The following is a 14,537-nucleotide window of genomic DNA, read 5'->3' on the forward strand; positions in this document are numbered from 1 at the left end:
GATTTCCAACCGATCGGCGCCCGGCCGCGTTTTTCTGTTATCCGGCGCCTTCCACCACGTCTCCGATGACGTGCGCAGCCACCTCCACACCACCGCAGCGGCCGCCGGCGCCCTCGCCGCGCTCCTGGCCTCCGCTCCCCCGGCGTCCGCCGCCGGCCCCCGGGACGTCACCGCCGACGTACTCGCCGACCGGGACGTGACCCTCACCGGCGACACGGTCGTCACCGTGCCGGCCGGGACGACGACGTACGACGGCGTCCTGCACGGCGAGGGCACGCTCACCGTGCGCGGCGGCGGCACGCTGGTCCTCACCAGGGACAGCGACTTCACGCTGCCGAAGTCCCGGCAACGGCAGATCGTGCGCACCCAGGGCGGCAACCACCCGTACACGACCGTCACCCACCCCGACCCGCCCGCGATCACGGTCGAGCGGGGTACCACCCTGCAGTACGGCACGGGCGGCGGCACCGGCCTGATCGGCCACTTCCCCTACAACACCCCCGGCTACCGGCTGAACCAGCTCAACGTCCGGGTCGACGGCACCCTGCGCCTGTCCCTCACCCGCACCTTCAACATCGGCACGATCAGCGGCTCGGGCCTGGTCACCCAGCCCCGCAACATGTGGGGCACCCTCGACCTGGCCGGCACCCACCCCTTCACCGGGGTCATCGACAACGGCACCGGCATGGCCGTCGGCCGCCCCGAATACCCGGTGGCGCTCCCGCACGCCCGCGCGATCCTCAACCAGGGCTCCTGGATCATCGACACCCCGCTGAACCAGACCATCACCCTGCGGCAGGACTTCTACCAGCGGGAGTACGGCAGCGACGTCAACGTCCACTCGCGGCCGGGCAGCAAGGTGGTGCTCACCGGCCAGTACGGCTACAGCGACCGGGGCGGCGACACCAACCCGGCGCTGAGCGACCCGTCCCTCAACTGGAAGCCCGTCGCACACCAGTTGAACAAACGGGGCACCAACATCGAGGGCGCCGACGTGCACTGGGGCGACGGCACGACCCACCGCGTCTTCATGCCGGGAACGAAGGACACCGTATACATCAATCTGCATGCGGCCGGCGGGCGTCGGTCGCGGCTCACCTTCGACTACGACGGCCCGGTGACGCTGGGCGCCCCGATCGGCGGCGGCCGCTACCACGACACGCTGGCCGCGCCCGGCGCCGGGGACATCGTGATCGCGGGGACGCGCGGCAACGACGTGACCTTCGCGGCCGCCCAGGACTACGACGGTTCCACCACGGTCGAGAAGGGCGCGGTGCTGCGCCTGGGTTCGGGCGCCCAGGGCGGCGACGGCTCCCTGCTGACCGGCACGGAGCGGCGCCGGATCGTGAACGACGGCACGCTGTACGTCCGCAACACCGCGACTCCCGTGACTCTGGGGCACGTGAGCGGCACGGGGTCACTGGTCCAGTCGGGCACGGCGACGACCACGTTGAGCGGGAGCGCGGTGACGTACACGGGAGCGACGACCGTGACCAGGGGCACGCTGGCGCTGCGCTCCGGAGCGGATCTCGGGCGCAGCAAGGCGATCCGGCTCACGTCGGCGACCGCCCGGCTGGACGTGGACGGGGCCGGTCTGCGGGTCACCACCGCCCTCTCCGGCAGGGGCACGGTGCGGGGCGCGGTGACCAACGACAGCCTGGTGGCGAGCGGGTTGACGGTGCGGGGCGACTACACCCAGCACCGGCATGGCGAACTGGTCCTGCGGGAAGCGCCGTTGAAGGTGACGGGCCGACTCGCCCTGGCCGGCGCCTTGGACATGTCGGCCGCGGGCACCTCCCCGGCCGGCCGCATCACGGTGATCGACCACACCGGTACCGCCCCCACCACCGGCTCCTTCGCCGGTCTGCGCGAGGGCGCCGAGGTCGAACTGGCCGACACCGTCTACCGGATCAGCTACCGGGGCGGCGACGGCAACGACGTGGTCCTGGTCCCGAGGCCGGCGAAGGCCCCGCCGAGGACCGACCGCGCCGGCTCCCCGGGCACCGCTCCCCCGACGGTGACCACCCGCACCGCCTCCGACTCCTCTCGGGCCTTCGGCTGGTGGCCGTACGCCCTGGCCCTCGGCCTCCTGGGCGGCCTGATGGTCCCGGCGGGCCTGCGCTCCCGGAAGGCGGGCCCCCGCACCCGGCAGAAGGACCGCCAAAGGGGCGGCCGGCACGCGGCCTGAGGATCGGCTCGCCGGCCACCCGTCGTCGCGGCACAGACGGAAGGGATGGCCGGCGGGATCGAACAGGACGCGCACGCCGTCCCGCGGCCGGTCCGGTGCCGGTGTCGCGCCCCGGGCGACGGCATCGGCCACCGCCACGTCCCGGGCGCGACCGTACCGAGCACCTCGCGCGCCTCGGCTTCGGGGCTCCGGAGAGGTGGGCCCGAGGAGTCAGCACGGCTGCGGCTATGTCACATATCAGGGCACTGTCCGGTCAATCACCCAAAGCGAACATAACGCCATATCGGCGTCTATATCCGCGTCTGGATTCGGGAAGGAAACGGGCCCCACCACCTCCCCCCGCTTACCTAAGGACATGAGCTCGATGCCCACCACTGACGAGGCGACCCTCAGCAAGCAGATGAACACGCAGCCGATATCCGACTCGGCGATCGGGATGCTCGACGAGCAGGGGACGGTGCTCGGCTGGACGAAGGCCGCCGAGCGGCTGGTCGGACACCCCGCCGGGGACGTGGTGGGACAGTCCGCCGCACTCGTGCTGCCCTCCTTCGAGGAAGCCCCGACGATATCGGCGTTCGTCGAGCGATGCCGCGTTCAGAAGGGCTGGTCGGGCACCACGGCAGTACGCCACCGGGACGGCCGGTTGCTCACCGTCAGCCTGCGGATCTCGATGCTGTGGGGGCAGGACGGAGCAGTCCGGTGGCTCGTGTCCGTGACCGACCTCCGCGAGCTCTCCCAGGAGGCGACGAGCGGATCGGTGCGGGAATCGCTGCTCACCCGCGCGCCGATCGGCATCGTCATTCGTGACCCGCGACTGCGGTGCACCTGGGTGAACGACACGATGGAGAGCCACGACGGCGTCTCCCGTGAGCAACGGCTCGGACGCCGGCCCATCGACACTCTGCCCCGCGGCGAGGCCGAAGCATGCGAGGCGGTGATGCGGCAGACCCTCCGCACCGGCACCAGCAGCGTCCACGAGTTCCGCAGGCGGCTGCCGGCGGATCCGCGCCGGGAGCACATCCTCGCGACGTCGTTCTTCTGCCTCCAGGACGCCGAAGGCCAGGCGCTGGGGGTGTGCGCGATCAGCGTCGACGTCACCGAGAGCCGGCGGGCGCAGGAGCGCCTCGCGATCCTCAGTGAGGCCGGTACGCGTCTTGGCAGCACCCTGGACGTAATGCGGACCAGCCAGGAACTGGCCGACCTCGCCGTGCCCCTGTTCGCCGACTACGCCGTCGTCGACCTGGAGCATTCGGTCCCGACCGGCGAAGGTCCCGCGGTCCACCTCGGCCCGGTGGGCGAGCGCCTCCCCGTCTTCCGGCGGGCCGGTCTGGCCTCGATCCGCCCGGGGATCCCGGAATCCCCGTGGGTCCGCGGTGAGCCGGTCCCCGCGCCGCCCGGCGCGCCCTTCACCGACGTCCTGCGCACCGGGAGGTCCCATCTGGAGCCGGTCCTGGACGCCGCGCCGGGCACCTGGGTCGACGAGGACCCGGTACGGGCGCGGATGATCCGCGAGCACGGCATGCACTCCCTGATGGTCGTCCCCATTCGCGTGAGGCACGTCCTGCTGGGGGTGGCCTTGTTCATCCGCACCGAGGACCCGGTGCCGTTCCAGGAGGACGACCTGCTCCTCGCCGAGGAACTCGTCAGCCGCGTCGCGCTGTCGCTGGACAACGCCCGCCTGTACGCCCGCGAACACGCCGCGGCCCTCGCGCTCCAGTGCAACCTGCTCCCGCAGCGTCTGCGGGGCGGCACGGCGGTCGAGGCGGCCTCCCGTTATCTGCCCGCCGACATGGACATCGGTGTCGGGGGCGACTGGTTCGACGTGATCCCGCTGTCCGGCGCCCGGGTCGCCCTCGTCGTCGGCGACGTGGTCGGCCACGGCATCAACGCCACCGCGGCCATGGGCCGGCTCCGCACCGCCGTACACATGCTCGCCGAGCTGGAGCTGCCGCCCGACGAACTGCTGGCCCGCCTCGACGACACGCTGGAGCGACTGAGTGAGGGAGCCCCCGACACCCGGGACCAGTTGGCCGCCGTGATGGGCGCCACCTGTCTGTACGCGGTCTACGACCCGGCCACCCGGAAGTGCGCCATGGCACGGGCCGGGCACCCCCCGCCCGCGATCGTCGACCCGCAGGGCCGGGTCACCTTCCCCGACCTGCCCACCGGAACCCCGCTCGGCGTCGGGCTGGGGAGCCCTTTCGAGGCCGTGGAGCTGGAACTGCCCGAGGGAAGTCTCCTCGCCCTGTACACCGACGGCCTGATCGAGACCCGGGACCACGACATCGACGCGGGAATGCACCGCCTGGGCGCGGCCCTGGCGGAGCCGAGGTGCTCCCTGGAAGACCTCTGCACCCGCGCGATGGAGACCGTCCCGGGCCAGGCACCGTCCGACGACGTCACCCTGCTCCTCGTCCGCACCCTCTCGCTCAGCCCGGCCCAGGTCGCCGCCTGGACGCTGCCGGGTGACGAGACCGCTGTCCGCAGCGCCCGCCAGCTGGCAGCCGGCCAGCTGGCCGAATGGGATCTGGACGGTCTCGAGGACTCGACGGAACTGATCGTCAGTGAACTGGTCACCAACGCCGTCCGCCACAGCACCGGCCCGATCGGTCTGCGACTGATCCGGCACCAAGTCCTGACCTGCGAGGTGTTCGACACCACCGACTGCCTGCCGCGTCTGCATCGCGCACACACCACCGACGAGAACGGCCGCGGCCTCTTCCTGGTCGCCCAGCTGTCGCGCAGATGGGACTCCCGCCCGGTGCCGGGCGGCAAGGTCGTCTGGTCCGAACAGGACCTTGCCCCGCCTCGGGCGCAGGAGTCCTCGACACCCCGACCGTACCCGACCAGCGACGCGCCGACGGCCGTCGGCCCGGACCAGCTCGACAGACTCCGCTTCGGCAGGATCGCCCGGGGACGGCAGTGGGTCGAAGCGATCATCGGCACCTTCATGAGGCCGGCCACGGCGCGGGGCAGCACGGGGGCCGGACACCGACCGGAGGAAGCGGTGTGTCAGACGTCCCCGGTGACTTCCCGCGGCGGCCGGCCACGCGGCCACACGTACACCGGGATGCCCGCGACCACGAACAGCACGCACTGGTAGAGCTGGGATGCCCACGAACACGAACAGCACGCCCTGTTAGACCGCGGCGTGGCCCGTCATGCGGACCCGGACATTCGATCGCAGGCTTTCCCGCTTCCCGAACGCCCCCGGAACCACCGTGACGGCCCCCACCTGCGCTTCAGCCCTCGTGCGCCGCCGAGGCGGAGGAACCCACCCGGGCCTCGTCCGGTCCCCGCCGTACCGTCGGGCCCGCCACCGCCCCGACCGCGTTCTGTTCATGCCATGGACACGGCCGGTCGGTCGAGACCTGGTCGACTAGCGTCGGGGGCATGACCAGCGACAACTCCCCCAGCCTCGCCGACGCCCTCGCCGCCGGGACGGTCGTGCTCGACGGCGGTATGTCCAACCAGCTGGCCTCCGCCGGACACGACCTCAGCGACGCGCTGTGGTCGGCACGGCTGCTGGCCGACCGGCCCGACGCGGTCAGCGACGCGCACCTCGCGTACTTCAGGGCGGGCGCGGACGTCGCGATCACCGCCAGCTACCAGGCCACGTTCGAGGGCTTCGCCGGGCGCGGAATCCCTCACGAGGAGGCCGCTGGGCTGCTCGCGCTGAGCGTGCGGCTGGGGCGCGACGCGGTACGGCGGGCCCGGACGGAGGGGATCGTACGGCCGTTGTGGGTGGCCGCGTCGGTCGGGCCGTACGGGGCGATGCTGGCGGACGGCTCGGAGTACCGGGGGCGGTACGGGCTGAGCGTCGGGGAACTGGAGCGGTTCCATCGGCCGCGCCTCGAGGTACTGGCCGGGGCGGGGCCGGACGTGCTCGCGCTGGAGACCGTGCCGGACACGGAGGAGGCGGCGGCGATGCTGCGGGCGGTACGGGGGCTGGGGGTGCCGGCCTGGCTGTCGTACAGCGTGGCGGGTGGGCGGACTCGGGCGGGGCAGCCGCTGGAGGAGGCGTTCGCCCTGGCCTCCGATGTGGACGAGGTGATCGCCGTGGGGGTGAACTGCTGTGCGCCCGAGGAGGTGCCCGGGGCGGTCGAGGTGGCGGCGCGGGTGACCGGGAAGCCGGTGGTCGTCTATCCCAACAGTGGGGAGGTGTGGGACGCGGAGGCTCGGGCGTGGACGGGGCGGTCGCTGTTCGACCCCGGGCAGGTGGAGGGATGGCGGGACGCGGGGGCTCGGCTGATCGGTGGGTGCTGTCGGGTGGGGCCGGAGGCGATCGGTGGGATCGCCCGGGCGATCTGACTCAGTGGCGGCGTACGGCGGCCATTGAGCGGCGCAGCCGGCGTACGGCCAGGGCCAGTTCGGCGGTGCGCTCGGGGTGCGGTACGTCGGTGGGTGTCCAAAGGGCGAACTCGCGGTCCCGGGGGCCGGACACCGTACGGGGCTCGCCGTCGCCGAGGACGCGGACCGGGTGGGTGTCGTCCCAGGACTGCCAGCCGGGGTCGCCGGTGGCGGCGAAGCGGACCCAGGCGCCGTGCATCTCGTCGGCCAGTTGCTGCGGCGCACCCTCGCCGGCCAGCCGGGCCGCGTCGGGCCCGTCCCCGGTATCGAAGACGAAGCCCAGCTCCAGGGCATGGCAGGCGCCGAGTCGGGGGCGGTTGGAGGGCCAGGCGAACTCGTACAGGTAGGACGAGCCCGGGCGGGCCTCGGCCAGCCGGTGCAGCGGGCGACGCAGCAGGTGGTCGGTGACCATCTGGCCGACGGTCTCGGCGGGGCCGGCCTCGGGGTGCAGGGCGCGGTAACCGCGCGGCACCTCGTGGCCGGCGTGGCAGCGGGCCATGGCGCCGGCGAAGGCGACCGGGCCGAGCCGGTCGACGTGGTCGAGCAGGCCGCCGGGGACCAGCCAGAGCCGGTACTCGTCGCGGGTCCAGCCCATGAGGAGGTCGACGCCGTCGGCCGCCCCGCCGTCGAGGAGTGCCTGCAGGGGGTCGCGCGGGACGAGGTCGCCGTCGACGACGATCCCGAAGGCGGGGCCGCCCAGGACCGGGCTGCTCAGCCTGCCGACCTCGGCCTGGGTGCGCAGCAGCAGTTCGCGGTCGACCTCGGCGAAGGCCTGGGCGGTGGCGGGGATCTTCAGGCGGTTGGCCATCCGGCGGACCATCCGCCGGACCTTGTCACGCTCCGCGGCTTCGGGCGGCCCGCTCTGCAGCACGGCCCGGCGGACCAGTCCCTGGGCCTGGGGCGCGGCGAGCAGGGCGCCGGCGCTGATGGCTCCCGCGGACTGGCCGCAGAGGGTGATGCGGTCCGGGTCGCCGCCGAACCCGGCGATCGTGTCGTGGACCCAGCGCAGGGCGGCGAGTTGGTCGCGCAGGCCGGGGTTGTGCGGGGTGTCGGGGAACAGCCCGTAGCCCTCGACCCCCAGCCGGTAGTTGACCGAGACGAAGACCACCCCGTCACGCGCGAACGCATGACCGTCGTACACGGGCACGGCAGACGAGCCCCTGGTCAGGGCGCCGCCGTGCAGCCAGAGCAGGACCGGGAGCCGGGAGCCGGGGCCCGGCGCCGGGGTCCACACATTGAGGTTGAGGAAGTCGTCGCCGGGGACCACCGGGTCGGACAGGTACTCCGCGAACGCCTCCGAGTACGGCGGTTTGGGCGCCGTCGGCCCGAAGGCACCCGCGTCCCGCACGCCGTCCCAGGGCTCGGGCGGCACGGGCGGACGGAACCGGTGCGCCCCGAACGGCGGGGCGGCGTAGGGGATGCCGCGGAACACCGCGACCGACCTCTCCCACCTGCCGCGCACCGCCCCGTACGCGGTACCGACCACGGGGTCCTTGACGTCCGTCCGTTCTGCCGTCATCCGCCACCAGCTCCTCCCGCCGCGCGTGCCTCAACGCCGGTACGACAAGAGCACCACACCCGTTCCCGGTATTCCGGCACCCACGGCGTTCGGGCGGCCGCGCGCGGCCACTTGGCGTACATAGGGGCGCCGAGGCCGAGTTGGTCGTACCCGCCGCTGTCGGACCCGCGATCCCCGCCGCCGCCCTCGGGGGCGGCCAGGCTGTAGTACCTGGCGGAGATGTGTTCGGCCCTCATGAACCGCCGGTCGTCGTAGGAGTAGAGACCGTCGCCCCGGTTCCGGACCGTCTCACGGACCGCGCCCATCCGTCGCCGGCATCTCCGGTGACCGATGTCAGCGTCGTCGACCAGGCATTGAGGGTGTTCGCGGCGCAGACGGAGTCGGTCTCGGCGCCGCCGGCCTTCCGGTGCGGGGCGTTCCGGTCGGCGGCGGCGATGTCGTCGTAGAGCGGGCCGTAGTTCTGCCCTTCGCCGCCACGGACGACCGCGGCCGTCGCCCGCGCTCGCCTGATCCGACCATCCCTGTTCGAAGTTCCGAAAGTCCCGCCGCGGATGATCCCGCGAATTCCCAGGTCTTCACGCCGAGTTGACGTGCACCTATCGTAGGAAGCGCTTACTGCACGGCTTGCACACAGACCGCGGAAGCAGCGTTGGTCGCAACTTTCGTTACTTTCGTTGGCCCAAGGGCGGGCCGGAGAGGCGGTTCCCCATGGTCCGTGCCGGGGGTTCGAGCGTGGCGGCCGCCGGGCCGACGCTGGCGGTGGTGGCCCGCGAAGCCGGCGTCTCGGTGCCGACCGCGTCGAAGGTGGTCAACGGCCGTGACGACGTGGCCCCCGAGACCCGCCGCCGGGTCACCGCGGCCCTCGAACGGCTCGGCTATGTCCGCAGACCGCGGTTCGACACGGCGAAGTCCCCCACCCTGATCGACCTGGTGGTGCACGCGCTAGACAGCTCGTGGGCGGGCGCGGTGCTGCACGGCGTGGAGGAGGCGGCCTACGAGGCGGGTCTTGAGGTCGTGGTGTCGGCGGGGCCGACCCGGACCCGGGCCGGCCACCCGGAACGCGGCTGGCTGGACAAGCTCACCGCACGCGGCTCCTGCGGAGTGCTGTTCGACCTGGCCGAGCTGACGCCGCCGCAGTACGCCTGGCTGGACCACCACCGCATCCCGTACGTGCTGCTCGACCCGGTCCACGAACCCCCGGCGGGAGCCGTGTCGGTCGGGGCCGCGAACTGGCAGGGCGGGGTGTCCGCGACCGAGCATCTGCTCGGCCTCGGCCATGAGCGCATCGCGGTGATCGCCGGCGGCCGGCGCAGCATGTGCAGCGGCGCCCGGGTGGCCGGTTACCGTTCGGCGCTCGCCGCGGCCGGGCTGCACCAGCGCGGCGGGTACGTGCGGCACGCGAGCTTCGACGAGGGCACGGCCCGGCATCGTATGCACGAACTGCTCGACCTGCCGGAACCGCCGACCGCCGTGTTCGTCTGCTCGGACCGGATGGCGCTCGGGGCGTACACGGCACTGGCCGAGCGCGGGCTGCGGGTGCCCGACGACATCAGTGTGGTCGGCTTCGGCGATCTGCCCGAGGCACGCTGGGGCAACCCGGCGCTGACCACGGTCCGCCAGCCGCTCGCGGAGATGGCGGCGACCGCGCTGCGGTTGCTGGTGCGGCTGATGCACGGGGACCGTCCGGAGGGCACCCGGACCGAGCTGTCGACACGGCTGGTGGAGCGGGCGAGTACGGCCGCCCCGTCTGCCCGTTCGGCCGCACGAGGGTGACCGCGGTCCCTTCAAGATCGTTTCCAGTGCATGAATCTCACCCTGCGCACCGCGGCGGCCTGCGCCCTGGCCGTGGCCGCCGTGACCACGGTCCTGGGCACCGCCCGGGCCACGACCCGTACCGTCGCCCCGGCCGAGCACCGCGCCACGGTGGCGACCCCGGCCGACGAGCACGACCCGAAGGAGGACGTGGAGCTGGACGAGAACGGCCGCCCGGACCCGAACGAGGACTGAGGCGGAGCGCCCCCGTCAAGGGCGCGGGGAACTGCGCGTCCAGCCGCAACGGACCCGCAGTTCCCCATCGGCCGGTCTTTCAGTCGTCGGCTCGAAGAGGCTCACCGAGCATCGCCTGGATCGCGTCCACGGCGCTGCCGTCGTGGTCGCTGCCGGCCGTGCCCCGCCCGGCCTGGACGTTCGCCGTGCGGTCCACCTCCAGGATGGAGTCCGCGTTGGAGTTGTCGATCACGGTGATCAGGCTCCCGGCCGCGTGCGTGGGGACCGCGGCCGCGCCGAGAAGCACGGCCGCGACCGCCACAGCCGTCGGCAACCGCGTCACACGCCCACACCCTCGGGCTCGGGCTCGTCGAGCCGTTCCCGTGCGATGTTGCGCTCCAGCAGGGTGGTGGACGCCTTGACCCCGACACCGCCGGCCGCGTCCACCTCGGGCAGCCGGCCGTCCGCCGCCTTGAGCTCGCCGAGCGCGCTCTCCATGGCCTCGTGCGCGGCGAACAGACACGGGGTGGAGTAGATGGCGACGTCGACGCCGAGCTCGTCCAGTTCGGTGAGCGAGAGCCGGGGTGACTTGCCGCCGCCGATCTGGTTGAAGAGCAGCGGTTTGTCGCCGACGACCTTGCGGATCCGGCGGATCCACTCCTCGCTGCGGACCCCGTCGACGAGGATCACGTCGGCGTCGGTGGCGGCCAGCCGCTCCGCGCGGTGCAGGATGTCGTGCTCGTCGGTGGCGTCCGTACGGGCCACGACGAGCAGATCCTGACGGGTCTCCAGGACCTTCTCCAACTTGTCCAGGTACTCCTCCAGGGGCAGTACCTGCTTGCCGTCGGCGTGCCCGCAGCGGCGGGGCCGCTTCTGGTCCTCCAGGATCACCCCGGAGGCGCCGATCCGCTCCAGCCCCTCGACGACATGGCAGGCGACCTCGGGGTCGACGTACCCGTCGTCGATGTCGACGAGGAGGTGGTGGTGCGGGAACGCGCCCCGCAATCGCTGGACGAAGGCCACCATGTCGGGCCAGGCGATGAATCCGATGTCCGGCAGGCCGTAGTACGACGCGGCGAAGCCGAAACCGGAGACGAACATCCCGTCGTAGTGCTTGGCCGCGATCGACGCCGAGTACATGTCGTACACGCCGATCAACGGGGTGGTCCCCGGCCCGGCGATCTGCTCGCGCAGCTTCTTCCCGTAAGTCAAGGTCCGGCTCCTCCTGTGGGTGGGTGGCGCGGCGGCTCGGTGGCCTCCGCGTCTCGACAGCCCTTTGCCAAGACAAGAGCATCTCTAGATACTCACGTGACTATCTGCGTGCGCGAGCTTTACTCACCCCAATGGCGGATCGGGTTCACCGGAGAAACGTCACTGGCCGAGCCGCGCGGCCCAGGCGAGACCCCCGTGCAGATGGGCCAGGAAGGCCGGATCCCGGTACGCCTCCCGGGCGTGCCCGAGTGCCGTGAAGAACACCCGTCCGGCCCCCTGCTCGCGGCACCAGGCCAGCGGATGGTCGTCGCCCATGGTGCCGCCCTCGTACGACGACTCGTCGGCGCGCAGCAGCACCCGGACCCGGCCGCGCGGGTTGTCCCGGAAGTCGTACCACTCGTCGGTGAAGTCCCAGACGGCCGGCAGCTCCCGGGTCGCCGGATGGTCGTGGTCCTCGACGAGCGCCCGGCCGGGCTGGTACTGCGGGTGGCGGTCGAAGCGGGCGCCGAGGAGTTCGCCGTAGTACGGCCAGTCGTACTCGGTGCAGGCCGCCGCGTGCACACCGGCGAAGCCGCCGCCCGCCTCGACGTGGGCGGCCAGCCGGGCGCGGCCCCGCGGGGTCAGGATCTCGCCGCTGGTGGAGAGGAAGACGACGGCCGCGTACCCGTCCAGCGGCTGTTCCAGGGCGGCCGGGTCCTCGGTGGCGTCGACGTCGAAATCGGTGAACTCCCGTACGGCGGCGACGGCGTCGGGGATCGAGTCGTGGCGGTAGCCGGTGGTGCGGGTGTGCACGAGCAGTCGAGGGGCCATGGCCGCATGGTCGCCCATGGCCGCCGACAGTTCAAAGGCCGGGCGTCGGCACGCTGTTGTCGGGTGCGCCGTCGCCGTTGGACGGCAGGTCGCCGCGCTGTACCGGCTGGTCGTCGGTGAAGGCGGGGTCGGGGGTGGGCAGCAGGGTGTCCAGCTCGCCCGCGGTGGGGCGGTGGATCGCGCCGAGCGCCTTGCCCAGTACGGCGGCGGAGACCCCGCCCTCACCTTCGAGCCACACCACGCAGTCCTTCTTCGTCACCTCGTACTTGTGGGTCCCGGCGTAGCGCGGGTGGTCGGTGTAGAGGTGGATGACGGCGCCGGTGCTGTCCGTGTAGGCGGCGGAGAATCCGTCGTCGCCCTGCACTCCGACGGACTGCTGGGCGAGGGTGAACCCCGGGGCGGCGGTGGCATAGACCAGCTCCGGATCGATTCCCAACGCCTTTGCCTTGGCGGCGAGTTCGGCCGGGTCGGCGGACGAGACGGAGGCTCCGGGGGCCACCTTCTCGCTACCGCATCCGGTGAGCAGGGCGGCGGCGAGAAGCAGCGGCGGCAGGGCGCGCACGGCACGGATCATGCGCCCATCGTGCCGCACGGACGTTCCACGGGCATCGGGATTTCCGTTCGCCCCGCCGCTTGTCCGTCGTCGCCGACGGCGCCTAGCCTCGGCGTCGATGAACGCCACCCCGCCCCTCCTCGACCACCTGGTGCTGGCCACCCCCGACCTCGCCGCGACGGTGGCCGACTTCGCCCGGCGGACCGGTGTGACGCCGGCCGCCGGCGGTGCCCACCCGGATCTCGGCACCCGCAACCATCTGGTGTCCCTGGGCGGCACCGGCTACCTGGAGATCATCGGCCCGGACCCGGAGCAGTCCGTACCGCCCGGCGCCCGCCCCTTCGGCGTCGACGGGCTCACCGCCGCCCGCACGGTGACCTGGGCGATCCGCCCGCGGGACCTGGACGCGACGGTCACGGCCGCGCGGGCCCGGGGCTACGACCCCGGTGACCCACGTCCGATGAGCCGCCGGCGCCCCGACGGAACGCTGCTGGAGTGGCGGCTGACCGACAGCACCACCGCGCACCCCTCCGGCCTGGTGCCGTTCCTGATCGACTGGGGTTCCTCACGCCACCCGACGGCCTCCGCGCTGCCGGTCACCCCGCTGCTCGCGGTGTCCGCGACCGTCCCCGACCCCGCGGCGGTCCGCCCCCTGCTGAGGGCCCTGGGCACGGACCTGACCCTGGCCGAGGGGCCGGTGGCGTTCTCCTTCACCGTCGACACCCCGCGGGGAGCCGTGACCTTCTCCTGAGTGTCCGATTCCTTCAAGACCGGCGCTCGGCCCGCCGCCTACGGTGACGTCATGACTCCACGATTCGCCGTGATCGGCCTGGTCGCCTCCGACCTGACCGCGTCCCTCGCCTTCTACCGTCGCCTGGGCCTGGACTTCCCGCCCGGCGCCGAGGAACAACCGCATGTCGAGGCCGAGTTGCCCGGCGGACTCACCCTCGCCCTGGACACCGAGGAGACGGTCCGCTCCTTCCACCCGGCCTGGCGCCCGCCGGCCGGCGGCGGCCGGGTGGGGCTCGCCTTCCGCTGCGGTTCGCCCGCCGAGGTGGACGCGGTCTACGAGGACCTGGTCGGCGCCGGGTACCACGGCGAGCTCAAGCCGTGGGACGCCTTCTGGGGCCAGCGGTACGCCACCGTGCACGATCCCGACGGCAACGGCGTCGACCTGTTCGCCCCGCTACCCGCCGAGTAGTCCGGTCAGCGGCAGACCCGCCAGCTCCCGTACGTCCCGGGCGAGATGAGGCTGGTCGGCGTACCCCGCCCGGACCGCCGTCTCCGCGAGCGGCACCCCGTCCCGGGCGAGCGCGAGCGCCCGCTGCATCCGGAGCACCCGCGCGAGCGTCTTGGGCCCGTAGCCGAACGCGTCGCGACTGCGCCGGTGCAACTGGCGGGCCCCCAGGCCGAGCTCATCGGCCACGGCGGCCACGGCGCGCCCCGCGTCCAGGGCTTCGACGAGCCGCTTCAGAAACGGGTCGGGCGGGACGGCCCGCTCCAGGGCGATCTGCTCCAGCGCGGCGACGGGATCAGTGGCGGCGCCGACCCGGGTACGCAGCCGGCGCACCACGGGGGGCGACCAGAGGTCACTCAGGTCCACCCGCCGGTCGAGCAGTTCGTGCGCCGGGACGCCGAGGACGCCGGGCGCGGTACCGGGGTAGAAACGCAGGCCCACCCACACACCCCGGGCGCCCTCGGTGACATACGCGCGCGTGTCGGGCCCGGCGACCAGCAGCCGCCCCTCGTGCCAGAGCAGATCCATACACCCGTCGGGCAGCACCCGCCCCGATCCGCCCTCGCCGGGGGTGTTCACCCAGACGACCGCACCGGAGAGAAGAGACGCCCGCTCCCTGTACACCTGCGCCAGCATAGACGCGCCCCTTCAGGGGCGCGGGGCTGTGTTCGATATGCGGCTG

The 14,537-nt window shown here is 72.8% G+C and carries 14 protein-coding genes; 7 read left to right on the plus strand and 7 right to left on the minus strand.

The features are described 5' to 3' along the window. Positions 1-70: 70 nt before the first annotated feature. The 3 genes from ABZ642_RS02315 to mmuM all read left to right on the plus strand — a co-directional run bounded on the left by ABZ642_RS02315 (position 71) and on the right by mmuM (position 6,499). Complete coding sequence (locus ABZ642_RS02315) at positions 71-2,188, plus strand: autotransporter (RefSeq protein ID WP_360475708.1); 2,118 nt, start codon at positions 71-73, stop codon at positions 2,186-2,188. A 364-nt stretch (positions 2,189-2,552) separates the two neighbouring features. Beyond that, entirely contained in the window at positions 2,553-5,291 is a 2,739-nt protein-coding gene (locus tag ABZ642_RS02320; protein ID WP_360475711.1) for a SpoIIE family protein phosphatase, read from the plus strand. A 290-nt stretch (positions 5,292-5,581) separates the two neighbouring features. Continuing rightward, positions 5,582-6,499, plus strand: a complete 918-nt coding sequence (gene mmuM, locus ABZ642_RS02325) for a homocysteine S-methyltransferase (protein WP_360475714.1) — start codon at positions 5,582-5,584, stop codon at positions 6,497-6,499. A gap of 1 nt (position 6,500) precedes the next feature. On the opposite strand, the gene ABZ642_RS02330 is transcribed toward mmuM, so the two are convergent. Together ABZ642_RS02330 and ABZ642_RS02335 are read right to left on the minus strand one after the other, a co-directional pair. Then, entirely contained in the window at positions 6,501-8,057 is a 1,557-nt protein-coding gene (locus ABZ642_RS02330; protein ID WP_360475717.1) for a carboxylesterase family protein, read from the minus strand. Next, positions 8,054-8,362, minus strand: coding sequence for a hypothetical protein (locus ABZ642_RS02335; protein ID WP_360475720.1), 309 nt, complete (start codon positions 8,360-8,362; stop codon positions 8,054-8,056). Before ABZ642_RS02335 ends, ABZ642_RS02330 begins: the two co-directional genes overlap by 4 nt. 403 nt (positions 8,363-8,765) lie before the next feature. On the opposite strand from ABZ642_RS02335, the gene ABZ642_RS02340 reads away from it, so the two are divergent. Next, a complete protein-coding gene (locus ABZ642_RS02340) occupies positions 8,766-9,830 on the plus strand; it encodes a substrate-binding domain-containing protein (protein WP_360475723.1) in 1,065 nt (354 codons plus the stop codon). 30 nt (positions 9,831-9,860) lie between these two features. Continuing rightward, positions 9,861-10,064, plus strand: a complete 204-nt coding sequence (locus tag ABZ642_RS02345) for a hypothetical protein (protein WP_360475726.1) — start codon at positions 9,861-9,863, stop codon at positions 10,062-10,064. A 79-nt stretch (positions 10,065-10,143) separates the two neighbouring features. On the opposite strand, the gene ABZ642_RS02350 is transcribed toward ABZ642_RS02345, so the two are convergent. From ABZ642_RS02350 to ABZ642_RS02365, 4 genes are all read right to left on the minus strand, one after another. Further along, positions 10,144-10,386, minus strand: a complete 243-nt coding sequence (locus ABZ642_RS02350; RefSeq protein WP_360475729.1) for a hypothetical protein — start codon at positions 10,384-10,386, stop codon at positions 10,144-10,146. Continuing rightward, the gene (locus ABZ642_RS02355) at positions 10,383-11,255 is read right to left on the minus strand and encodes an isocitrate lyase/PEP mutase family protein (RefSeq protein ID WP_360475732.1); all 873 of its coding nucleotides are present in this window, start codon (positions 11,253-11,255) and stop codon (positions 10,383-10,385) included. Before ABZ642_RS02355 ends, ABZ642_RS02350 begins: the two co-directional genes overlap by 4 nt. A 159-nt stretch (positions 11,256-11,414) precedes the next feature. Continuing rightward, positions 11,415-12,065 (minus strand): ThuA domain-containing protein, encoded by a 651-nt coding sequence (locus ABZ642_RS02360; RefSeq protein ID WP_360475735.1) that lies wholly within the window; start codon positions 12,063-12,065, stop codon positions 11,415-11,417. Between the two features lie 31 nt (positions 12,066-12,096). Next, complete coding sequence (locus ABZ642_RS02365; protein ID WP_360475738.1) at positions 12,097-12,639, minus strand: membrane lipoprotein; 543 nt, start codon at positions 12,637-12,639, stop codon at positions 12,097-12,099. Positions 12,640-12,736: 97 nt separating this feature from the next. On the opposite strand from ABZ642_RS02365, the gene ABZ642_RS02370 reads away from it, so the two are divergent. Next, positions 12,737-13,369 carry a VOC family protein gene (locus ABZ642_RS02370; protein ID WP_360475741.1) on the plus strand — a complete coding sequence of 211 codons (633 nt, stop codon included), beginning with the start codon at positions 12,737-12,739 and terminating at the stop codon, positions 13,367-13,369. Between the two features lie 51 nt (positions 13,370-13,420). After that, complete coding sequence (locus ABZ642_RS02375) at positions 13,421-13,819, plus strand: VOC family protein (RefSeq protein ID WP_360475744.1); 399 nt, start codon at positions 13,421-13,423, stop codon at positions 13,817-13,819. On the opposite strand, the gene ABZ642_RS02380 is transcribed toward ABZ642_RS02375, so the two are convergent. Further along, on the minus strand, positions 13,805-14,479 hold the full coding sequence (locus tag ABZ642_RS02380) for a helix-turn-helix transcriptional regulator (protein WP_360476074.1): 675 nt from the start codon (positions 14,477-14,479) through the stop codon (positions 13,805-13,807). The two genes, ABZ642_RS02375 and ABZ642_RS02380, sit on opposite strands and share 15 nt — an antisense overlap. Positions 14,480-14,537: the final 58 nt, after the last annotated feature.

It is taken from the genome of Streptomyces sp. NPDC007157 (assembly GCF_040634235.1).
In the GTDB taxonomy this organism is placed as follows: Bacteria; Actinomycetota; Actinomycetes; order Streptomycetales; family Streptomycetaceae; genus Streptomyces.